At 72.7% G+C, this 22,384-nt stretch carries 18 protein-coding genes and 1 riboswitch; of the genes, 13 read left to right on the forward strand and 5 right to left on the reverse strand.

The genetic code is table 11. The features are described 5' to 3' along the window. Positions 1-414: 414 nt before the first annotated feature. Entirely contained in the window at positions 415-762 is a 348-nt protein-coding gene (locus ASC77_RS00005) for an iron chaperone (RefSeq protein WP_056147212.1), read from the reverse strand. Between the two features lie 146 nt (positions 763-908). Here ASC77_RS00005 and ctlX point away from each other — a divergent pair, with 146 nt between their 5' ends. Further along, a complete protein-coding gene (gene ctlX / locus ASC77_RS00010; RefSeq protein ID WP_056147215.1) occupies positions 909-1,943 on the forward strand; it encodes a citrulline utilization hydrolase CtlX in 1,035 nt (344 codons plus the stop codon). Then, the gene (locus ASC77_RS00015; RefSeq protein WP_056147218.1) at positions 1,940-2,317 is read left to right on the forward strand and encodes a DUF3054 domain-containing protein; all 378 of its coding nucleotides are present in this window, start codon (positions 1,940-1,942) and stop codon (positions 2,315-2,317) included. The genes ctlX and ASC77_RS00015 overlap by 4 nt, the downstream gene beginning before the upstream one ends. Positions 2,318-2,348: 31 nt before the next feature. On the opposite strand, the gene ASC77_RS00020 is transcribed toward ASC77_RS00015, so the two are convergent. Both ASC77_RS00020 and ASC77_RS00025 read right to left on the reverse strand, forming a co-directional pair. Continuing rightward, a complete protein-coding gene (locus ASC77_RS00020; protein ID WP_056147221.1) occupies positions 2,349-2,987 on the reverse strand; it encodes a hypothetical protein in 639 nt (212 codons plus the stop codon). Between the two features lies 1 nt (position 2,988). Next, a complete protein-coding gene (locus ASC77_RS00025; protein WP_056147223.1) occupies positions 2,989-6,963 on the reverse strand; it encodes an Ig-like domain-containing protein in 3,975 nt (1,324 codons plus the stop codon). Positions 6,964-7,083: 120 nt separating this feature from the next. On the opposite strand from ASC77_RS00025, the gene ASC77_RS00030 reads away from it, so the two are divergent. The 4 genes from ASC77_RS00030 to ASC77_RS00040 all read left to right on the forward strand — a co-directional run bounded on the left by ASC77_RS00030 (position 7,084) and on the right by ASC77_RS00040 (position 9,947). Then, positions 7,084-7,929 carry a sensor histidine kinase gene (locus ASC77_RS00030; RefSeq protein WP_082574357.1) on the forward strand — a complete coding sequence of 282 codons (846 nt, stop codon included), beginning with the start codon at positions 7,084-7,086 and terminating at the stop codon, positions 7,927-7,929. Between the two features lie 26 nt (positions 7,930-7,955). Further along, positions 7,956-8,132 (forward strand): DUF1059 domain-containing protein, encoded by a 177-nt coding sequence (locus ASC77_RS25940; RefSeq protein WP_162249775.1) that lies wholly within the window; start codon positions 7,956-7,958, stop codon positions 8,130-8,132. 50 nt (positions 8,133-8,182) lie between these two features. Then, entirely contained in the window at positions 8,183-8,698 is a 516-nt protein-coding gene (locus tag ASC77_RS00035) for a dual specificity protein phosphatase family protein (protein WP_200944857.1), read from the forward strand. Between the two features lie 97 nt (positions 8,699-8,795). Then, on the forward strand, positions 8,796-9,947 hold the full coding sequence (locus tag ASC77_RS00040) for an NDMA-dependent alcohol dehydrogenase (protein ID WP_056147227.1): 1,152 nt from the start codon (positions 8,796-8,798) through the stop codon (positions 9,945-9,947). Between the two features lie 73 nt (positions 9,948-10,020). Here ASC77_RS00040 and ASC77_RS00045 read toward each other — a convergent pair whose 3' ends face one another. After that, positions 10,021-10,830 (reverse strand): siderophore-interacting protein, encoded by an 810-nt coding sequence (locus ASC77_RS00045; protein WP_056147230.1) that lies wholly within the window; start codon positions 10,828-10,830, stop codon positions 10,021-10,023. Positions 10,831-10,891: 61 nt separating this feature from the next. Here ASC77_RS00045 and ASC77_RS00050 point away from each other — a divergent pair, with 61 nt between their 5' ends. The 7 genes from ASC77_RS00050 (at position 10,892) to ASC77_RS00080 (ending at position 21,587) form a co-directional block, all read left to right on the forward strand. Next, positions 10,892-12,562, forward strand: a complete 1,671-nt coding sequence (locus ASC77_RS00050) for an ABC transporter transmembrane domain-containing protein (RefSeq protein WP_056147233.1) — start codon at positions 10,892-10,894, stop codon at positions 12,560-12,562. Beyond that, positions 12,559-14,298 carry an ABC transporter ATP-binding protein gene (locus tag ASC77_RS00055; protein ID WP_056147236.1) on the forward strand — a complete coding sequence of 580 codons (1,740 nt, stop codon included), beginning with the start codon at positions 12,559-12,561 and terminating at the stop codon, positions 14,296-14,298. Before ASC77_RS00050 ends, ASC77_RS00055 begins: the two co-directional genes overlap by 4 nt. After that, a riboswitch (cobalamin riboswitch) is annotated at positions 14,275-14,421 on the forward strand. Its footprint overlaps the gene before it by 24 nt. Before the next feature lie 27 nt (positions 14,422-14,448). Beyond that, positions 14,449-18,042: a cobaltochelatase subunit CobN gene (cobN, locus tag ASC77_RS00060; RefSeq protein WP_056147238.1), complete on the forward strand. Its 3,594-nt coding sequence runs from the start codon at positions 14,449-14,451 to the stop codon at positions 18,040-18,042. Then, the gene (cobF, locus tag ASC77_RS00065) at positions 18,039-18,830 is read left to right on the forward strand and encodes a precorrin-6A synthase (deacetylating) (protein WP_056147241.1); all 792 of its coding nucleotides are present in this window, start codon (positions 18,039-18,041) and stop codon (positions 18,828-18,830) included. Before cobN ends, cobF begins: the two co-directional genes overlap by 4 nt. Further along, positions 18,830-19,351, forward strand: a complete 522-nt coding sequence (locus tag ASC77_RS00070) for a 2'-5' RNA ligase family protein (RefSeq protein ID WP_056147242.1) — start codon at positions 18,830-18,832, stop codon at positions 19,349-19,351. Before cobF ends, ASC77_RS00070 begins: the two co-directional genes overlap by 1 nt. Next, the gene (locus ASC77_RS00075; RefSeq protein WP_082574359.1) at positions 19,348-20,841 is read left to right on the forward strand and encodes a cobyric acid synthase; all 1,494 of its coding nucleotides are present in this window, start codon (positions 19,348-19,350) and stop codon (positions 20,839-20,841) included. The genes ASC77_RS00070 and ASC77_RS00075 overlap by 4 nt, the downstream gene beginning before the upstream one ends. Next, positions 20,838-21,587 carry a cobalt-precorrin-6A reductase gene (locus ASC77_RS00080; protein ID WP_056147246.1) on the forward strand — a complete coding sequence of 250 codons (750 nt, stop codon included), beginning with the start codon at positions 20,838-20,840 and terminating at the stop codon, positions 21,585-21,587. The genes ASC77_RS00075 and ASC77_RS00080 overlap by 4 nt, the downstream gene beginning before the upstream one ends. Here the strand turns inward: ASC77_RS00080 and ASC77_RS00085 are convergent. Next, complete coding sequence (locus ASC77_RS00085) at positions 21,499-22,383, reverse strand: cobalamin biosynthesis protein (RefSeq protein ID WP_056147248.1); 885 nt, start codon at positions 22,381-22,383, stop codon at positions 21,499-21,501. The two genes, ASC77_RS00080 and ASC77_RS00085, sit on opposite strands and share 89 nt — an antisense overlap. Position 22,384: the final 1 nt, after the last annotated feature.

Genomic DNA, 22,384 nt, shown 5'->3' on the forward strand with positions numbered 1-22,384 from the left:
CGCCGTAGGTCGCGACGACCCGCCGTAGGTCGCGACGACCTCCGCGACGGTGCGGTTCTCGAGGGTGACGGCGGTGATGACCAGGCGGGCCTTCGACATCCCGCACGTCTATCGGCCGGTGCATCTACACCCACTCCACGTCCGGCATGTCGTGAGACATCAGTCCGGGATGACCTGAGACATGTGTCCGGGATGTCCTGAACCAGCACACTGTCAGCCCGACCGAACGCAGAGGGCCAGATTCGGCCTCTGACCTGCGAAGTTCAGGCCCGGAGATCCACGGATCTCCGGGCCTGACAGGTCTCTGGGACGTGGGCGGGGGACGGCGCGACGTACCGTGGAGGTGCGCCTTCGCCGTGTTCCCGGTCCCCCCAGCGGCGAAGGCGCCTGGCCGCGTGATCACGACCCGGGCCCTTAGGTCCGAGTCCTCGCCAGCCGCCGTACGGCGCGCTCGATCAGGTCGTAGTCGACCTCGGCATAGGAGAACTTGAGCGTGCCCTTCGCCCCGGCATACGGCGCGAGGTCGCGGTCGAGGTCCGCATCGCCCGCAGCCGGCACGGGATAGAGCGAGACGTGCTTCTTCCAGGCGGCAGCGTGGACGAGCGACGAACCGTCGACCTGCCAGGTCGGCATGTCGTAGCGGATCACCCGGGTCGCATCGGGCGCCACGGCGAGCACCCGTCGTTCGATCTGCTCGACGACCGCGCGCTGGTCATCGGGCAGAGACGCGAGGTAGTCGTCGATCGAGTCGAACTTCGGCACGTCCCGAGTATGCGCCGCGCCGCGGGCCGCGGATGGGCGCGGCCGGCCGACTCGAGCCAACGCTCGACGAGATGTGTGTCAGCCCGACCCGACGTCGCTGTCGGCGGTTCGGAGTGTCGACCGGTGAGGGCCTACATTCGGGTGCCGTGAGTGCTCAAGCCCCTTCCGCTGTGATCCTGATCCGCGCCGAGCGGTTCAAGCCCAACCCGGCGACCGCCGCCGACAACGCCTTCCAGCACGACGTGCCGGCGGGTCAGGACGACGATGAGACCGCCGCCAAGGCGCTGGCCGAGATGGACGCGGTCGCCGAGGCGCTGCGGGCGGCCGGCGTACGCGTGCATGTCTTCTCCGACGAGGACCACACCCGCCCGGACAGCGTCTTCCCCAACAACTGGCTCTCCACCCACGCCGGAGGCAACGTCGCGGTCTACCCGATGTACGCGTCCAACCGCCGCCACGAGCGCCGTGCCGACGTGCTGGAGCTGCTCAAGTCCGAGTACCGCGTGCAGACGATCATCGACTACTCCGGCCTGGAGCCGGACGGCATCTTCCTCGAGGGCACCGGTGCGATGGTGCTCGACCACGTCTCACGGGTCGCGTACGCCGCTCGCAGCCACCGTGCCGACACCCACGTGCTGGAGCGGTTCTGCACCGACTTCGGCTACGAGCCGATGGCCTTCGACGCGGTCGACCACGACGGCGTGCCGGTCTACCACACCAACGTGATGGGCTGCGTCGGCACGGACGTCGCGCTCTTCGCGCTCGACCTGATCCCCGACAAGCACCGTCGCGAGCAGGTCCGCGAGCGGCTCACGGTCAACGGGCGCACGGTCGTCGAGCTCACCGAGGACCAGGTCCGGCACTTCGCCGGCAACGCCGTCGAGCTCTGCGGTCGTACGCCGGACGGCCGTCGCAGCTACATCATGGCGATGTCGGCCGAGGCCCACCGCAGCCTGCGCCAGGACCAGATCGACGAGATCGAGAGGTCCTGCACGATCCTCTCGGTCGACATCCCGACCATCGAGCTGGCCGGCGGCTCCGTGCGCTGCATGATCGCGGGCGTCCACCTCGACAAGCGTCCCGCCGCCGAGCCCGAGATCACCGAGGCCGTCGAGGCGATCGACGAGCACCCGGTGACCGCCGACGGTCGCGACATCGTCGACGAGGACGCGGACGCGTGACCCTTCGACGGCTCTGGCCGCTCCTCGCCGATCTCGTCTGCGTGCTCGCCCTCGCCCTGGGCGGCAAGAGCTCGCACGAGCCCGGTGAGTCCGACTGGATCCTGCTCACCATTGCCTGGCCGTTCGCCCTGGCCGCCGTGCTGGCCCACCTGCTGCTCGCGCGGCGCGACCGGACGACGCAGCGTGTCTGGCCCGAGGGCGCGACGGTCGTCGCCGTGACCTACGGGCTCGGCATGCTCCTGCGTGCACTCTCCGGCCGCGGACTGGCGCCCGGCTTCCTGGTCGTGGCCGCGCTCTTCCTCGCGGTGACGATGCTGGGTTGGCGTGCCGTCGCCCGGCTCGCCACGCGTCGACGCACGCACGCGACGTCGTAGCGAGGCAGAGGCCCGCCCGACCGCCGCGCCGTCAGGGCCAGTTGCCGCGCCCGGCGGCGAACGCGTGCTCCTGCTCCTCCGGGACCACGGCGTCGTCCGGGTCGGGGGAGTCCTCGACGTCGCCGACCTCGCGGCTCCGGCGACGGCGTACGAGTGCCGTCACGACGAGGGCGACGGCCGCACCGCCTGCGAACGCGGCGACGAGGGGGAGAGGCCCGTATCCGGAGGAGCTCTCGGCAGCGCCCGGAGTGATCTCGATGGCGAACTCGCCCCGGGAGATCGGTCGCCCGCCCGCGAGGAACTCCGTGGACAACGTGTAGGAGCCGGAGATCGGGTACGCGTAGGTCAGCTTCGACTCGTTGGTCGCGAGCATCGGCAGCGTGTCCTCCTCGATGAGGGAGTCGCCGCCCACGGCCAGCTTGTCGGTGTTCTTGCGGGTGTGCACCTCGACCCGGACCTCGTCGTAGGGGATCGGGGCACCGACGAGGTCGTAGAGCCTGATGTCGTGCACGATGTCGAGCCCCGAGGTGGGCTGGTGGGTGTTGAAGGTGAGCAGGATCAGGTTCGAGCCGTCGACGTACTTCATGTCGTAGGACCCCGTGTGGGCCCGCGCGGGGCCGCCGACGAGCGCGACCAGGCACGCGAGGACGAGGGCGAGGACGGCACGCACGTCAGATCGGCCCGTTCATGTCGGCCTGGATCTGGGCCTGGGTGCGGGCCGCGCTGAAGATCCGGACCTCGTCCAGCTGGCCGGCGAAGAACTCGCCCCAGACGGCGTTGCCGCCGAGCTTCAGCGGGCTCGCGGAGGTCGGTACGGCGCCGGCGTACGCGGCGTTGGTGACCAGGGTCCCGTTGACGTAGAGCCGCAGGCGCGAGCCGTCGTACGTCGAGGCGACGTGCGACCAGGTGTTCAGCGGCAAGGCGGCCGTGCCGATCGAGGAGCCGCCGCCGATCCATGCGGACGGTCGGTTGGTGCCCGAGGTGGCGTACAGGGAGTACGCGAGGTCGTTCGGCGTCTCCTTCATCAGGATGGTGCGCCATCCGGACGAGGCGGTCGGGCGAACCCACGCCTCGAGGGTCATCGGGCTGCTCAGGTCCAGACTCGGTGCGTCGGGGACCGAGGCGTAGTCGTTCGTGCCGTCGAAGGACAGCGCGGTGCCGTACTTGCCGGCCGTCCACGTCGCCTGGAAGACCGACCCGCCGTTGCCGGAGCCCGAGGCGTCGGCGAACGTCGTGCCCGTGCCCTCGTTGAGCCCGTACGCCGCGACGAGGGTGCTCGGGGCGGAGTTCGAGACGGTCACCGGCACTGCCGTCGAGGTCGTGGTGTTGCCGGCGGTGTCACGGGCGATCGCCGTGACGGTGTGCGCGCCGTTGCCCACCGTCGTCGACGCCCAGGTCAGCGAGTAGGGGCTCGTGGTGTCCTCGCTGCCGACGTCCGCGCCGTCCACCTGGAAGCGGACGCCGGCGACCCCGACGTTGTCGGCCGCGGTCGCGGTCAGGGTGGCCGAGCCGGTCAGCGTCGCACCCGACGCCGGGGCGGTCACGCTCACGGTCGGCGGGGTCGTGTCGCCCGGGGCCGCTCCGGCGCCGAGCTTGACGATGCGCGCCATCGACGGCACGCCGTTCGAGTCGACCGCGAAGACCATGTAGTAGTTCGGCGGCGCGAGGTTGGCGCTGGCCGGTGTCGACACCGTGAGGGTCCCGCCCGTGCGCTGGAAGGGCAGGTCGAGGAAGTGCTGGTTCCAGTCGGCGGTGTGGGTGACCGAGGCCAGGCTCACCAGGCTGACCTTCGCGATGTCGGCGGCCTGCGGCGTCACGAGGTCCATCGTGGCGCCGTACTCGATCTGCCCCGGCAGGCTGGAGATCGTCGGCCGTGGCCCCTTGAAGAGATAGCCGGGGGAGTACATCTGCATGTTGAGCTGGTCGGGCGCAGGGGCCAGGCGACCGCCGCCGGACGACAGGACACGGCCGTCGGGGAGCAGCATCGAGATCGAGTGGTACATCCGCACCGCGGCGGGGCTGGCGACCGACCGCCAGGTGTTGGTGGCGGGGCTCCAGATCTCGGCCGTCTTCGTGCCGGTGCTCGAGTAGTCGTTGACGACGGTCGAGCCGCCGATCGCCATGGCCTCCCCGGTCGGCAGCATCGTGAGGTTGTGGAACGACCGCGCGACGGCCATCTGGCCCGCGTCGCTCCACACCGGTGAGCCGCTGGTCATGTCGAGCACCTTCGCGGCCCGCGTCGAGGGCACTGGGTTGTTCGGGTTGTAGGAGTCGAGCGTCGCCGCGCCGCCGGTGACGAGGTACTTGCCGGGAGCGAACGACGTCCAGGCACCGAACGGGACCTGCGTGGTCCCGAGCCGGGTCCACGCGTTCGTCGCGGGGTCGAAGGTCATCACGCTGCCGTGCTCGGCCGAGATCGCCAGGATCTTGCCGTCGGGCAGGACGTTGGTCTGCGGGTACTGCTCCTCGTGCATCTCCGGGGTGCTGATCGGCAGTGTGCCGACCGTGCTGGTCGCCGGGTTGTAGACCTCCGGGGTGTTGACCCAGGACGTGGAGATGTTGCTCGCGCCGCTGAGGATGAGCATCTTCCCGTCGGGCATCTGGGTCAGGCTCGGGTACCACCGGCTGTAGGTCATGTCGGGCTTCTTGGTCCACGCCCGGGTGTCCGGGTTGAACGAGTAGACGTCCTTGATCCCGTGGCCCTGGCCGTCGTGGCCGCCGACGACGATCACGTTGCCGTTGGCGTCGGTCGCCTGCCCGGAGCAGAACACGCCCGCGCCGACCGGGACGTCGGTGAAGGTGTTGGTCGTCGGGTTCCACACCTTGGCCTGTGCGGTGGGCAGCTCCCAGGCGTCCCACATCAGGATCTCGCCGGTCTTCATGAGTGTGGCGTGCACGGACACGAGCGGCCAGCTCGTCAGCGGGCTCCACTCGCCGACGACTGCGCGCGGGTCGCTGTTGGTCACCGTCACGTCGACGGCGCTGGAGGTCGTCTGGTTGACGGTGTCGCGAGCTCGGGCCCGCAGCGTGTGGGCGCCGTTGGTGGCGGTGAGCGTGTCCCAGCTGACGGCGTACGGCGCCGTCGTGTCCTCGCTGCCGAGGGGCGCGCCGTCGAGGAGGAACTGCACTCCCACGACCCCGACGTCGTCGGAGGCGTTGGCGGAGACGGTCACGGTGTTGCCGACCGTCGCGCCCGGCGCCGGTGCCGTGAGCGCGACGGTCGGGGCCACCGTGTCCGCCGCCGTGCTGGTGAAGCTGACGCTGCCGCCGCTGTCCGGCTGCTCGACGTGGCTGGCGTTCGCCACCACGGCGGTGACGGTGTGCGGGCCGCCCGGCACGCCGGGGAAGGTGTAGGACTGGTCGCCGTCGACGTCGAAGTCCATCTTCGTCGGGCCGCCGTCCAGCGAGAGGTGGACGTGCTGGCCGTCGTCCGGCTTCCAGTCCCCGGCCTTCGCGTAGCGGACCGTCACGTCGGTCCCTGCGACCGCCTCGCCGGGAGCCGGGGCGGTGAGCCGGACCCGGGCGGGGTTGTGGACGGCGACCGCGACGCCGGAGCTCGTGGTGGAGAGCCCCGCGGTGTCGGTGGCGACGGCTGTGATGGTCCGCGGCCCGTCGAGGAGCGGACGGGTGTCCCAGCTCGCGGTGAACGGCGGCGTCGTGTCCGCCGGCCCGAGGTCGACACCGCCGACCTTGAACTGCACCCAGGCGATCCCGGAGTCGTCGGTCGCGGTGGCGGCCAGGTCGACGACCCCGGTCGCGGTGGCGCCGTCGGCGGGCTGGGTGAGCGTGACGACCGGCGGCGTCACGTCGCTGGCGAAGGTCGCCTGGAAGGAGAAGGTGGTCGCCTGGCTGGTGAAGGAGCCGAAGGTCGCCGGCCAGGTGCCGAAGGCCTGGCCGTTGGTGCGCCACCCGCTGCTGCCGCCGCTCGCGTAGCGGAGGTTGTTGACAGCAGCGCTCGCACCGTTGGTGTTGTAGGCGAAGTAGTAGGCGGTGCTGGGAGCCAGGGTGGCGTCGATCGCCACGGAGTTCCACGAGTTCGCCACCAGGCTGCCCCGAGCGCTGCGTGCGATCAGCGCACCCGGGGCGTTGCCGTTGGCCGCGTAGATCGCGAGCTCGAAGCTGCGCTGGGCGAGCGACGGATCGACGGCTCCGACGTTCACGGCGAGCGAGACGACGCGGCCGCCCTCGACCGACGTGAATCGCGTGGCGTTGATGTTGTTGGAGTCGTCGGAGTCCGTCGAGCCCCCAGCCGCGGCCGCGCCGAGCTTGGTCGTGAACGTCCGGTCGGTCGACGCCGTCAGGTCTCCGGCGGCGTCGCGGCTCCGGACCTGGAAGTGGTAGGTCCGGTTCGCGCTCAGCCCGGTGAGGGTGGCGGAGTGCGCGGTGACCTTCGTCGTGACGAGGGTGGACTGCGACCCGTACGCCGCCGTGACGCCGTAGGCGACCTGGGTGTCCGAGGCGACGTCGGTGTCCCACGCGATCGTCACGCTGGTCGTGCCGAGGGTCGACACACGGACGTTCGCGAGCGTCGGCGCGGTGGCCGCCTCCGCCGTTCCCAGCGCCGCCACGACGAGGGCGGCGACCAGCAGCAGGCCGAGAGCGACGAGGCGGGGGCGGCGCGCCCCGACGCGCGGTCGTGCTGGCATGCCCGCCCCCTCCGGTCGATCCCCCGAGGATCCACCGGCGGGAGGGGCAGGTCGTCCTCAGAATCCGGTAGTGCGCAGAGGAATAGTCAGGTCACCGGCCGTCCGACCGATCGGGAAGCCATGTCGGAAGGAGCAGCGTGGCGTCCCGAGGTGCTCGAGGGCGGCCGGACCGACGAGCAGGACCCCCGGGTGCAGGCGGTGCTCGAGGTGCTCGCCGGACGCAGCACCGGGGAGGTCGCGGCACGCTGGGCGGTCGACCCCGTCCTGGTGCACCGGTGGGTGGCGGCGTTCGTCGAGGCCGGAGCGGCGCAGGTGACGAACACGCCGGACCCGGAGGCCGCCAACCAGCGCGACCGGTTCCTGGCGGCCTTCGCCCACGAGCTGCGTACGCCGTTGACGGTCGCCCGCGGGTGGGTCGCGATGCTCCAGGAGGACGAGCTCCCGCCGACGATGGTCGCCAGCTCGCTGACGAAGCTCGCCGATGCGCTGGCGCGGCTCGCGGACCGGATCATCGACGTCGAGCTGCTGGCCGCGTCGTCGCTCGGCCTGACCCGGCTCGAGCCGACGTACGTCACCATCGACGAGCTTGCGGCAGGGCTCGAGGGACTCGGCGAGATCGCGGGGCTGGGCGGCGACGTGGGGGTCACGGTCGACCCCGACCACTTCCGCCGCGTGCTGCGCGACCTGTGGCTGGCCGGCCGGTCGATCCCCGCACCCCGCTCCCTGCGCCTCGAGGTCGCCGAGATCGGGCCCTGGCTCGAGCTGCGCGTGGTGCGTGACGCCGACCCGATCGACCTCGAGGTGCTGAAGGCGCTGTTCGAGCCCTTCGACCTCAACGACGACGGCACCGGCGTGACGATCGGGCTCTACCTCGCGCGCGCCCTCGTTGTTGCTCATGGCGGGACGCTGGGTGCCGATCAGGACGAGGACGGCGCCGTGCTCTGGGTGCGGATCCCACGCCGCTGACCCGACCCCGAATGTGGAGGACAACGATGTTCAAGCTCGCCTGTGGAGACGTGATGCCGGGCTGCGCCGCCCGATTCGAGAACCCCGACCGGGGTGCGATGCTCGGCCAGGTCGCCGCGCACGCCGCGGGCGCGCACGGCATCACCGACATCACCCCGGAGATCCTGGCCGCGGTCGAGAGCAAGATCAGCTTCGCCGCCTGAGCGTCGCCGGACGAGCCTCGACGATGGCGGCCGGCGGGTAGGTTGCGGGCGTGCTGTGCCACGCCTGCTACGCCGAGCCGGCGTCGATGCCGGACTGCGCCGCGTGCCGGGGGACCGGCCGCGCCACGTCGATGCCGCTGTGCGCCGACCCGTGGAACGAGGTGGTTCCCGGGCTCTTCCAGGGCGGCCACGACGTGCTCTCGCAGTCCGGCTCGGCGTGCGTCGTCGGTGACGAGTTCGACCTGGTCGTGAGCCTGGCGACCCGTCCGGGCTACGGCCCGAGCGAAGGGGTCGAGCACGTGGTGCTGCGGCTCGCGGACGCGGCCATCGACCCGGCGACCGGCGCCCGGGTCGACGAGGTCGCGGGGCGGGTCGCCGACGCCGTAGGCGACGGGCGACGGGTCCTGGTGCGTTGCTCGGGAGGCCTCAACCGCTCGGGCCTGGTCGTCGCGAGCGCCCTGGTGCGGCTCGGGAGCACACCGGACGCGGCGATCGGGGCCGTCCGCGCGGCCCGCGGCCCGTGGGCGCTGACGAACCCGGGATTCGTGGCCCACCTGCGCGCCTGATTCGCGTGACAGCCGCCACACGAGGGGCTACCTTCGGGGACAAGAACCTGTTCTACTTCGCGCGCCCATCCGCACGTCACAGCCCCGAGGAGCCAGCATGAAGACCCGCGCCGCCATCTTGTGGGAGCCGCACACCGACTGGAGTGTCGAGGACATCGAGCTCGACCCGCCCAAGCGGGGTGAGATCCTCGTCAAGCTCGCCGCCTCGGGCCTGTGCCACTCGGACGAGCACATGGTCACCGGTGACATGGTCCTCGACCCGGAGCTCGCGGAGGCCTTCGGCCTCAAGCAGTTCCCGGTGATCGGCGGCCACGAGGGCGCCGGCGTCGTCCAGGAGGTCGGTCCGGACACGGTCGGCTTCGAGGTCGGTGACCACGTCGTCTTCAGCTTCATCCCGTCCTGCGGCAAGTGCCCGTCGTGCTCGACGGGCCACCAGCACCTCTGCGACCTGGGCGCGTTCCTGCTCAGCGGCATGCAGCTCTCCGACTTCTCCTACCGCCACCACGCCAAGGACGGTCGCGACCTCGGCATCATGGTCGGGCTCGGCACGTTCTCGCCGTACACGGTCGTCAACGTCGACAGCGCGGTGAAGATCCGCAAGGACGTGCCGCTCGAGAAGGCCGCGCTCGTCGGCTGCGGCGTGACCACCGGTTGGGGCTCCTCGACGTACGCCGCGGACGTGCAGTCCGGCGAGACCGTGGCCGTCATGGGCCTCGGCGGCATCGGCATGAGCGCGGTGCAGGGCGCGGCGATGGCCGGTGCCCGCCACGTCATCGCGATCGACCCGGTCGACTGGAAGCGGGAGAAGGCGCTGACCCTCGGCGCCACCCACACCGCCCCGTCGATGGCCGACGCGCAGCCGCTGATCAACGAGATCACGCAGGGCGCGATGGCCGACAAGGCGATCCTCGCGGTCGGCCTCGCCACCGGCGACCTGATCGCGCCGATGATGAGCCTGGTCAAGAAGGCCGGTCGCGGCGTCGTCACCTCGGTCGCCAACATGATGGCCGACGACGTGAAGCTGAACCTCTTCGAGATGTCGATGATGCGCAAGGAGCTGGTCGGCTGCATCTTCGGCAACGCCAACCCGCGCTACGACATCCCGCGCCTGCTCGACCTCTACATGGACGGCAAGCTCAAGCTGGACGAGATGGTCACCCAGGAGTACTCGCTCGACGAGATCAACCAGGGCTACCAGGACATGCGCGACGGCAAGAACATCCGCGGCGTCATCCGCTACGACCAGTGACGTCGTAGTCGGCGACAGACGAGGAACGGCCCCCAGGGAGACTCTCCCGGGGGCCGTTCCGCTCGACGAGGGTTCAGGCCACGTCGGCGTCCATCGCGGCGACGTAGTCGCGCTTGACCGCGCGCCAGGCCTCGTCGGTCATCGTGCGGCGCCAGTACGGCGAGCAGGACATGTCGGCGCGCGGGACCCCGCGGTCGCTGATCAGGTGCTTGCGGATCGCGCGGATCTCGTCGGCCTCGCCGTGCACGAACGCGTGCACGCGGCCCTCGGGGAAGTCCACGTCGGCGACCGCGTCGGCCAGCAGGTCGACGTCCTCGACGGTGCCGGTGCGGTGCAGCCACACCAGGTCGAGGTCGCCGGGGCAGCTCAGGGCGACCTCGTGGTCGGGCCCGTCGCAGACGAGCCGCACGACCGCGCGGGCGCCGGCCGGGATGGTCGCGAGCGAGGCCGCGATGGCAGGAAGGGCGGACTCGTCGCCGACCAGCAGGTGCCAGTCCGCCGACGGGTCGGGCAGGTAGCCGCTGCCCGGTCCCTCGAACACCAGCACGTCGCCGGGGCGGGCGCTCGCGGCCCACGGTCCCGCGGCACCCTGGTCGCCGTGCACGACGAAGTCGAGCGTCAGCAGGCCGGCCGCGGCGTCCCAGTCGCGGACCGTGTAGCGGCGGCGGGCCGGCCAGGTCTCCTGGGGGTGCGACTCGCGGACCTCGGCGGGGGAGAAGACCCCGCCGTACGGCGCACCCGCGGGCGGGATCGCGACGTTCACGTAGGTGTCGGTCGCCTCGGGCACCGTGAAGCCGGCGAGCCCCTCACCGCCCAGCACCACTCGCACGAGGGTGGGTGTCAGCCGCTCCGTGCTCTCGACCTGTCCATGCCAGCTGGCCACGCGTTGGGTCCTCTCGTCGACGTCCTAAAGTAAGGTTTCCCTTACTACGAAAGCAGGCCGCATGCCCGTCACGCCGGCGACCCCCGGTGGGCTCGTACGCCGCACCATCTCCCGCCAGCGTAGGCGGCTCGCGGGTGCGGTCGCGCTGCTCATGGTCTGGCAGGTGTGCGAGGCCGCCGTGCCGGTCCTGATCGGCGTGGTCATCGACCGGGCCGTGGCGACCAGCGACGCCGAGCAGATGGTGCTGTGGGGCGTCGTGCTCTGCGTGCACTTCGCCGTGCTGAGCACGGCGTACCGGCTGGGCTCGCGGGTCGGGTTCCGCGCGCTCCAGGAGGAGAGCCACGCGCTGCGCACCGAGGTGTCCGCGCTCGTGCTCTCGCCGAGAGGAGCCCGCACCGAACGGCTGCCCGGCGACGTCCTGTCGATCGCCACCGGTGACGCCGAGGCCGTGGCGACCGTGCTCCGGCACCTGACCTTCACGGTCGTGGGGCTGGTCGGCCTGGTGGTGAGCGCGGTCGTGCTCGCGACGATCGACCTACTGGTCGCGACGGTCGTCCTCGTCGGCGTGCCGCTGGTGCTGCTGACGACCCAGGTCCTCGCGCCGCGGCTCGCCCATCGCGCCCACGTCCGCCAGGAGGCGGTCGGGCGGGCCAACGGCCTCGCCACCGACCTGGTCCGCGGGCTGCGTCCGCTCAAGGGGATCGGCGCCGAGCGGGTCGCGCACCGGCGCTATCGCGCACAGAGCCGCGACGCCATGGGCGCCAGCATCTCTGCGGCCCGCTGGGAGGGGCTGCTGTACGGCGTGACCGACGGCCTCGGGATCGCGTTCCTCGCGGCCGTCGCGCTGCTGGCCGGGCAGCGGGCGCTGTCCGGCGACCTGTCGATCGGCGAGCTCGTGGCGGTCGTCGGGCTCGCGCAGTTCGTCGCCGAGCCGATGGGGATGGTGGCCTACCTGGTCGCCGCGATCGCTCGCTCACGGGCCTCGGCCCGCCGGATCGTCGAGGTGCTCGGCGCGGCTCCGCTGGTGCACGTGGGCGAGCGGTCGGCGGTGCCCGGGGCAGGCGGCCTCGTGCTCGACGCCGTCACCCACGGGTCCCTGAGCGACGTGTCCGTCGACGTCCCGGCCGGCGAGCTGGTCGCCGTCGTGGCCGAGGAGCCGGCCGACGCGGCCGCGCTGATGGACCTGCTCCGCGCCGAGTCGCCGCCGGCCTCGGGGGAGGTCCGGCTCGCCGGCGTACCCCTGACGCAGCTGCGGATCGAGGAGCTCCGCCGGCTGCTGGTGGTGGGGGAGCACCACGTCGACCTGTTCGAGGGCAGCCTGCGCTCCAACGTCGACCCCGGAGAGGTCGTGCGCGACGACCGGTTCGCGGCGGTGCTCGCGGCCTCGGCCGCCGAGGACCTGCCCGACGAGCCGGTGACGGTCAACGGCACGACGCTCTCCGGCGGCCAGCGGCAGCGGCTCGGTCTGGCGCGGGCGCTGGCCGCCGACCCGCCGGTGCTGGTGCTCCACGACCCGACGACCGCCGTCGATGCCGTCACCGAGGAGCGGATCGCCGAGCGCCTCGACGGCGTACGGCGGGCCGACGGGGCGACCCTGGTGCTGACCAGCAGCCCCGCGCTGCTCGCCCGCGCCGACCGGGTCGTGCACCTGGTGTCCGGACGGGTGGTCGCGGTCGGCAGCCACGTCGAGCTCGCCCGCGACGAGGCCTACCGGACGGCGGTGCTGCGATGAGCCTGCGGCCCGTCTCCACGCCGCGCGAGGCCGCCGCGTTCTCCTGGCGCCTGGTCCGCTCCCACCCCCGGCCCCTGCTGCTCTGCTCGCTGGCGTTCGTGGTCGCCGGCCTGGCCGGACTGGTCGGGCCCTGGCAGCTCGGCCGGATCGTCGACGTGGTCGACACCGGCGGTGAGAGCAGCGACGTCGTGCGGGCCGCCGCCTGGATCCTCGGCGCTGCCGTCGTCGGCGGGCTCGCGACCGCCCTGTCGATCGCGCTGATGGCCCGCACGGCCGAGCCGGCCCTGGCCGAGCTGCGCGAGACCGTCGTCGAGCGGGCGCTCGGTCTCGAGGCGAGCGAGATCGAGGCCTCCGGCTCGGGCGACCTGCTCTCCCGGATCGGCGACGACGTACGGCTGGTCACCGAGTCGTTCACCGAGGTCGTCCCGATCCTGGTCACCTCCGCGATCGCGGTCGTGTTCACCTCGGCCGGCCTCTTCGCGCTCGACTGGCGACTCGGCCTCGCCGGGCTCGGCGCCGTCCCGTTCTACGTGCTCGGGCTGCGCTGGTACCTCCCGCGCTCCGGCCCCTACTACCGCCGCGAGCGGGAGGCCAACGGAGCGCGGGCCGAGGCGCTGCTCACCGGCGTGCACGCCAGCCGGACGCTGCGCGGCTTCGGGCTCGCCGACCGGCACCAGGAGGTCACCACCGAGGCGTCGTGGCGCTCGGCGCAGATCTCCATCGACGTCTACCGGATGCTCACCCGCTTCTACGCGCGCAACAACCGCGCCGAGCTCGTCGGGCTGCTGCTGATCCTCACCACCGGCTGGTTCCTCGTCCGCGACGACGCCCTGACGGTCGGTGCGGTCACGGCGGCGGCGCTGCTCTTCCACCGGCTCTTCAACCCGATCGGTGCGCTGATCGGCCTCTTCGACGAGGCGCAGTCGGTCGGCGCCTCGCTGGTCCGGCTGGTCGGCCTCGCGCAGCTGCCGGCGCCGGTCCCCGTGCACGACCCGCAGCGCCCCGAGGACGCTCGCCTCGTCGTACACGGGCTGCACCACGAGTACGTCGAGGGCCGACCGGCCGTCGACGAGGTGTCGCTGGAGGTGGCGCCCGGGCGACGGGTCGCCGTCGTCGGCGCGTCGGGTGCGGGCAAGACGACACTCGGCGCGGCGATCGCGGGGCGCCTGCGGCCGACCCGGGGCACCGTGTCGTTGGGCTCCGTCCCGCTGGCGCGGGTCGACGGTGCCGGGCGGCCCGCGGTCGCGATCGTCAGCCAGGAGGTGCACGTCTTCGCGGGCACCCTGCGCGACAACCTGACGCTCGCCGCCCCCGACGCGTCGGACGCCGACCTGAAGTCGGCGCTGACGGCCGTGGGCGCCTGGGCGTCCGTGCAGGCGCTGCCGGACGGGCTGGGGACCCCGGTCGGCGACGGCGCCGTCACGCTGACGCCGGCCCTGGCGCAGCAGGTCGCGCTGGCCCGGGTGCTGCTCGCCGATCCGCTCGTCGTCGTGCTCGACGAGGCGACCGCCGAGGCGGGGTCGGCCGGTGCCCGGGTGCTCGAGCAGGCGGCGCTGGCGGTCACGACCGGCCGCACCGCGGTGACGATCGCGCACCGCCTCACCCAGGCCGCGACGGCCGACGAGGTGGTCGTCATGGATGCGGGACGGGTGGTCGAGCGGGGCACCCACGACGAGCTGGTCGCGGCCGGCGGCCGGTACGCCGAGCTCTGGGCCGCCTGGTCTGCCCTAGGCTGAGGCCACCACGTCTCGTGGAACAGGAACCCGGTGCGACTCCGGGGCGGTTCCGCCACTGTGAGGCCGTTCGCTGACCCAGCGACCGGCCGAAGCCAGACACTGGCCACGAGACCTCCGACCAACGACGGGCGAGAACCCCGAGGAGGATCCATGCGCATCGCGCTGCTTTCGACGTCCGACACCGACCTGCTCTCCGCGAGGGCCTCGGGCGCGGACTACGTCTTCGCGAACCCGGGGCGCCCGGGGCACCAGTCGATGGCCGAGGTGATCGAGGGCGCCGACCTCGTCGTCGGCCGCATCCTGGGCTCGCCGCACGACCTGTGCTCCGGCTTCGCACGGATCCGGGACACGGGGATGCCGATGGTCGTGCTGGGCGGTGAGCAGCAGCCCAGTGCCGAGCTGATGGAGATGTCGAGCGTCCCGATCGGGATCGCCGCGGAGGCGCACCGCTACCTGGCCGAGGGCGGGCCGGACAACCTCGCCCAGCTGCACGCGTTCCTCTCCGACACGGTGCTGCTCACGGGTGAGGGCTTCGAGCCGCCGGTCGTGGTGCCGCAGTGGGGCATGGGTGGTTTCGAGACAGGACTTCGTCCTTCCTCAACCACCGAGAGCGCGCTGCCGCGCGTCGGGGTGCTCTACTACCGCGCCCACGAGATCAGCGGCAACGACGCCTTCGCGCACGCCCTGGTCGACGCGATCGACGCGACCGGGCAGGCCGTGGGTGTACCGGTGTTCGCCGGCAGCCTGCGCTCCGCGCCCGACGAGCTGTACGACGCCCTCGGCACGCTCGACGCGCTGGTGGTGACCGTGCTCGCCGCCGGTGGCAGCACTCCGGCGGGCGCGAGCGCCGGGGGAGACGACGAGGCCTGGGACGTGGAGCGGCTGCGCGCCCTCGACATCCCCGTCCTGCAGGGACTCTGCCTGACCAGCAGCCGCGATGAGTGGGACGCCTCGGACGACGGCGTGACGCCGCTCGACTCGGCGACCCAGATCGCGATCCCGGAGTTCGACGGCCGGATCATCACCGCGCCGTTCTCGTTCAAGGAGGTCGACGCCGACGGGCTGCCGCGCTACGTCGCGGACCCCGAGCGGTGCGCCCGGGTGGCCGGCATCGCGGTCAACCACGCGCGACTGCGGCACATCCCGAACGCCGAGAAGCGGGTCGCGCTGATGCTCTCGGCGTACCCGACCAAGCACTCGCGCGTCGGCAACGCCGTCGGCCTCGACACCCCGGTCAGCACGGTGCGGCTGCTCCGCCGGATGCGCCAGGAGGGGTACGACGTCGGCCACATCCCGGCCCTCGACCTCGACGACGAGACGGAGGCGGGCGACGCCCTGATCCACGCTCTGATCGCGGCCGGCGGCCAGGACGAGGAGTGGCTGACCAACGCCCAGCTCACCGACGCGCACGTGCGGATCACCAAGGCCGACTACGACGCCTGGACGGCCGACGTCCCGCGCGCGCTGAGGGACGAGATGGTCGAGGCCTGGGGCGAGTCGCCCGGGCGACTCTTCGTGAACGACGCCGGCGAGATCGTGCTCGCCACCATCCAGGCCGGCAACGTGGTGCTGCTGATCCAGCCGCCTCGCGGCTTCGGGGAGAACCCGGTGGCGATCTACCACGACCCGGACCTCGCGCCCTCCCACCACTACCTCGCGGCGTACCGCTGGCTCCAGCACGGGTTCGGAGCGCACGCCGTCGTGCACCTCGGCAAGCACGGATCGATGGAGTGGCTGCCCGGCAAGAACGCCGCGCTCTCGGCCGCGTGCGCCACCGACGCCGCGATCGGCAACCTGCCGCTGATCTACCCCTTCCTGGTCAACGACCCCGGCGAGGGCGCACAGGCCAAGCGGCGTGCGCACGCCACGATCATCGACCACCTGGTGCCGCCGATGGCGCGTGCCGAGTCGTACGGCGACATCGCCCGCCTCGAGCAGCTCCTCGACGAGCACGCCAACATCGCCGCGATGGACCCCGCCAAGCTGCCCGCCGTCCGAGGTGAGATCTGGCAGCTGATGCACGCGGCCGAGATGCACCGCGACCTGGGCCTGGACGAACGGCCCGACGACGAGGAGTTCGACGACTTCATCCTGCACGTCGACGGCTGGCTCTGCGAGATCAAGGACGCCCAGATCCGCGACGGGCTGCACGTCCTCGGGCAGGCGCCGCAGGGCGAGGCCCGCGTGAACCTGGTGCTCGCGATCCTGCGGGCGGCGCAGGTCTGGGGTGGAGCCGCCCACGCGGTGCCCGGCCTGCGGATGGCACTCGGCCTCAAGGAGGGCGCCGAGTCCACCTCGGCCGTGGACACGATCGAGGAGCAGGCCCGCGGGCTGGTGCAGCGGATGGAGGACGCGGACTGGGATCCCGCCGCTGCCGCCGGGTTGCACGACGACCCGGAGGTGCAGCGGGTCCTGGAGTTCGCCGCCGAGCAGGTGGTGCCGCGGCTGCGGCGTACGACGGACGAGCTGGACGCCCTGCTGCACGCGCTCGACGGCGGCTTCGTGCCGGCCGGCCCGTCGGGCTCGCCGCTGCGCGGGCTGGTCAACGTGCTGCCGACGGGCCGCAACTTCTACACGGTCGACCCGCGCGCGGTCCCGAGCCGGCTCGCCTGGCAGACCGGGGTCGCGATGGCCGACTCGCTGCTGCAGCGGCACCTCGACGACACGGGCGAGTACCCGACCTCCGTCGGCCTCTCGATCTGGGGCACGTCGGCGATGCGCACCTCCGGCGACGACGTGGCCGAGGTGCTGGCGCTGCTCGGCGTCCGTCCCGAGTGGGACGAGGCGTCGCGACGGGTGAGCGACCTGGCCGTGGTGCCGCTCGCGGAGCTCGGCCGGCCGCGCATCGACGTCACCGTGCGGATCTCGGGCTTCTTCCGCGATGCGTTCCCCCACGTGGTCGCCATGCTCGACGACGCCGTGCGGCTGGTGGCCGGCCTCGACGAGCCCGACGACGCCAACTTCGTGCGCGCGCACACCCGGGCCGACCTCGCCGAGCACGGCGACGAGCGGCGGGCGACGACCCGGATCTTCGGCAGCAAGCCCGGCTCGTACGGCGCGGGCATCCTGCAGGCGATCGAGTCCGGGAGCTGGCGCGACGACGCCGACCTGGCCGAGGTCTACACGGCCTGGGGCGGGTTCGCCTACGGCCGCGACCTCGACGGGGCGCCGGCGGCCGACGACATGCGGGCCAACTACCGGCGGATCAAGGTGGCGGCGAAGAACGTCGACACCCGCGAGCACGACATCGCCGACAGCGACGACTACTTCCAGTACCACGGCGGCATGGTCGCCACGGTCCGCGCGCTGACCGGCACCGCCCCGCAGGCCTACGTCGGCGACTCGACCAGCCCCGACGCCGTACGCACCCGGAGCCTGCAGGAGGAGACCAACCGCGTCTTCCGGGCCCGGGTCGTCAACCCGCGCTGGATCTCCGCGATGCAGCGGCACGGCTACAAGGGCGCGTTCGAGCTCGCGGCGACCGTGGACTACCTCTTCGGCTTCGACGCCACGGCGGGCGTCGTGCACGACTGGATGTACGAGTCGCTCGCGCAGGAGTACGTGCTCGACGAGACCAACCGCGAGTTCATGACCAAGTCGAACCCGTGGGCGCTGCGCGGCATCGTCGAGCGGCTGCACGAGGCGAAGGACCGTGGGTTGTGGGAGTCGCCCGACCCGGCCACGGTGGCTGCCATGCAGCAGGTGTACCTGGACCTCGAGGGCGACCTGGAGGACCGAGCATGACCACTCCGGCCAGGCGGGTCCGCATCATCGGCGTGGGGCCGGGCGACCCCGACCAGGTGACGCTCGAGGCGGTGCAGGCGCTGCGGGAGGTCGACTACTTCGTCGTCACCGACAAGTCCGGTCGCGGCGGGATGCCCGACCCGCTGGTCAACGCCCGGGAGCGGCTGCTGGACCGGCACCTCGGGGCGCCGCCCGTGATCGTGCGCGTCGACGACCCCGAGCGCGAGCGCCGCCCGGACCGCACCGCCACGCAGGAGGAGTACGACGCGGCCGTGGCGCGCTGGCACGAGGAGCGGCAGACGGCGTACGAGGAGGCGCTGCTCTCCCGGGAGGGCGTCGCGGGCTTCCTGGTGTGGGGGGACCCGGCGTTCTACGACTCGACGATCCGGATCCTGCAGTCGCTGCAGGAGCGCGGCCGCCTCGACCTCGAGCTCGACGTGATCCCCGGGATCTCCAGCATCCAGCTGCTCGCGGCCAAGCACCGGATCGTGCTGCACGAGGTCGGCCACGCGCTGCACGTCACCAGCGGTCGACGGCTGCGCGAGGCGCTCGACCAGGGGCAGGACAACGTCGTCGTGATGCTCAACCGGGTGATCGAGCTCGAGGGGCCCCAGACGGACCTCAGTGAGTGGTCGATCTGGTGGGGCGCCAACCTCGGCACGGCCTCGGAGGAGCTGGTGGCCGGCCGGGTCGGCGACGTGCTGCCCGAGATCGACGCCGCCCGTGAGCGGGTGCGCGCGGCCGCGGGCTGGGTGATGGACATCTTCCTGATCCGTCGCGAGGCGTGATGGCGCACACCGTCCTGGTCGTCCCGGTGCCGGAGCTGGAGCCGTTCGTGCTCGGGCGGACTCGGCACTACGACGCGTCGTTCGTCTCCGCGGACCCGACCTTCGTGCACGCCCACATCTCGGCCCTGGGGCCGTTCCTCGACGACCCGAGCAGTCCGGATCGGGCGTTGGTGGGCGAGATCGCTGCGGCTACACCGGCCTTCGACTTCACGCTGGAGCGGATCGGGGAGCTGGCGCACGGGATCCTGTCCCTGCTGCCCGATCCCGACGACCCTTTCCGCGAGCTGACCCGGCGGCTGGTTGCGGCGTTCCCGCAGTGCCCTCCGTACGGCGGCGCCTACCCGGAGCCGACGCCGCACCTGACCCTCGACCAACGGGCGGACGGGATCGACGAGCAGTCGGTGCGCACCGCGCTCGGAGACGCCGTGCCCGCCCGCTGCCGCGCCGACCGGCTCGTGCTGCACCGCTACGCCAACCACGACTGCCGGGTGCTCGCCGAGTGGAAGCTCGGTGGAGCGTGACCGGCCTCCTGGTCGCCGGGACCACCTCCGACGCCGGCAAGAGCATCGTCACCTCGGGGCTCTGCCGTGCGTTCGTGCGGCGGGGGGTGAAGGTCGCGCCGTTCAAGTCGCAGAACATGTCCAACAACTCGATGGTCGTCACCGCACCGACGGGGACCGGCGAGATCGGCCGCGCCCAGTGGGTGCAGGCGCTCGCGGCGAAGGTCGAGCCCGAGGTCGCGATGAACCCGGTGCTGCTCAAGCCCGGCAGCGACCAGCGCAGCCACGTCGTCGTGCTCGGCCGGCCGGCGGGCGAGGTCTCCTCCCGTGACTTCGTCGACGGGCGGCGGCACCTCGCGGCCGCGGCGTACGACGCCTTCGACGACCTCGCCTCGCGCTTCGACGTGATCGTCGCCGAGGGTGCCGGCAGCCCGACCGAGATCAACCTGCGGGCGAGCGACTACGTCAACATGGGCCTCGCCCAGCACGGTGGCCTGGCGACGGTGCTGGTCGGCGACATCGACCGGGGTGGGGTCTTCGCGTCGCTCTTCGGCAGCGTCGCCCTGCTGTCGCCGGAGGACCAGCGGCTCGTGGCGGGCTTCGTGGTCAACCGCTTCCGTGGCGACGAGTCGCTGCTCGGGCCGGGGTTGAGCGAGCTCGAGCAGCTCACCGGTCGGCGGGTGTACGGCGTGCTGCCGTTCAGCTCCGACGTGTGGCTCGACAGCGAGGACACCCTGGACGTCGGCGACCGGCGCGTCGTCGACGGGCCGGCGCCGCTGCGCGTGGTCGTGGTGCGCTCGCCACGGATCAGCAACTTCACCGACATCGACGCGCTCGGCCTGGAGCCGGGGGTCGACGTCGTCTACGCGTCGGACGGCCGCTCCCTGGCGGACGCAGACCTGATCGTGCTGCCGGGGTCGCGGGCGACGCTCGCCGACCTGGCGTGGCTGCGCTCGCGCGACCTCGACCGCGCGGTGCTCGACCACGCGGCGGCCGGCCGGCCGGTGCTCGGCATCTGCGGCGGCTTCCAGATGCTCGGCCGCGGTGTGCACGACCCGGACGGTGTCGAGGGCCCGGCGGGGGCGTCCGACACCGGGCTCGGGCTGCTCGACGTCAACACCGTCTTCGCAGCGGAGAAGGTGCTGCGGCTGCCCCGGGGCACGGCGCTCGGCGCGCCCGTCGACGGCTACGAGATCCACCACGGCCGGGTCGTCGTCGGCACGGGCGAGCAGTTCCTGGGCGGCGCCCGCAGCGGTCACGTCTTCGGCACCATGTGGCACGGCTGCCTGGAGAGCGACGCCTTCCGGGGCGCGTTCCTGGCCGAGGTGGCGCGGCTGACCGGGCACGTGTGGACGCCGTCCGGGGTCAGCTTCGGCGCCGCTCGGGAGCGCCGGCTCGACCTGCTCGGCGACCTGGTCGAGCACCACCTCGACGTCGACGCACTGCTCGAGCTGGCGACCGCCGGCGCCCCCGCCGGGCTGCGGGTGCTGCCTCCGGGCGACCGGCGATGAGGGTGCTCGTGCTGGGCGGCACGGCGGAGGCCCGCGCCCTGGCGGCCGAGCTGGTCCGCGACGGGTTCGACGTCGTGTCGTCGCTGGCCGGGCGGGTCGCCGACCCGCGGCTGCCGGTCGGTGAGGTGCGGATCGGCGGGTTCGGCGGCGCGGTCGCGCTGGCGGCGTACGCCGAGGACTTCGACGCGGTCGTCGACGCGACGCACCCCTACGCCGCGCAGATCTCGCGGCACGCGTCGAGCGTGCGGGTGCCGTTGCTCCGGCTGGCCCGCCCGGGCTGGGACGGTCCCTGGACGTGGGTCGACGACCACGAGGAGGCGGCCGACACGGCAGCGAGTCTGGGGGAACGGCCCTTCCTCACCATCGGTCGCCAGCGACTCGACGCCTTCGTGGGCCCGATGCGAGACCGGGCCGTGCTGGCGCGAGTGGTGGACGCGCCCGCGATCGAGCTGCCGCCGGCCTGGGAGCTGCTCCGCGACCGGGGGCCCTACACGGTCGGCGGCGAGCTGGCGCTGATGCGGCGGCACCGCACGGACGTGCTCGTCACCAAGGACTCCGGCGGCAGCCACACCCGGCCCAAGCTCGACGCGGCCGCGACGCTCGGCGTCCCCGTCGTCGTCGTACGGCGACCCGCGCCTCCGGAGGGCGTCGAGTCGGTCAGCGACGTCGACGCAGCAGCGCGATGGGTACGACGACAGCCAGCGCGCCGAGTCCGACCCGCCGCGCCAGCAAGCGGGCCCGGGTGATGTCGTGCTGAGTCGGGGCCCTGCCGTCGCCGAGCACCTGACGGTCCTCGACCCGGTCGCCGTACACGTTGACGCCGCCGAGCCGGATCCCGAGCGCGCCGGCGAACGCCGCCTCGACCGGTCCCGCGTTGGGGCTGGGGTGGCCGCCGGCATCGCGACGCCAGGCACGCACGGCGCCCGCACGGTCGTCGCCGAGCGCGACCGCCAGGCCGGCGGTGAGCCGCGAGCCCGGCAGGTTGAGCAGGTCGTCGAGGCGTGCCGCCGCCCAGCCGAACCGCTCGTAGCGAGCGTTGCGGTGCCCGACCATCGCGTCCAGCGTGTTCGCGGCCCGGTAGGTGAGCAGCCCCGGCGCGCCGGCCAGCGCCCCCCAGACGAGGGGCGCGACCACTGCGTCCGAGGTGTTCTCGGCCAGCGACTCGATCACCGCGCGGGCGATCTCGCCCTCGTCGAGCGTGGTCGTGTCACGGCCGACCAGGTGGGTCAGCCGGATCCGCGCGGCGCCCAGGTCGCCCGACCGGAGCAGCTCCTCCACCGCCGCGGCCTCGCGATCGAGCGAGCGACCGCCGAGCACGGCCCAGGTGGCCAGCGCGACCGGGACGCCGGAGCGGCCGAGGGCCGCGGCGGCACCCACCAGCACGGCCACGTGGACCACGCCGTGCCCGCGCCGGTCGGCGTACGTGACTCGCTCGAGCGCCGCGGCCGCGCGCCCGAAGCCCGCCACCGGGTGGAAGCGCGCGGGATCGCCCAGCAGCCGGTCGGCGGCGTAGCCGAGCACGAGTCCGAGGGGAGCGTTCATC

The sequence above is a fragment of the Nocardioides sp. Root1257 genome (genome assembly GCF_001425175.1).
In the GTDB taxonomy this organism is placed as follows: domain Bacteria; phylum Actinomycetota; class Actinomycetes; order Propionibacteriales; family Nocardioidaceae; genus Nocardioides.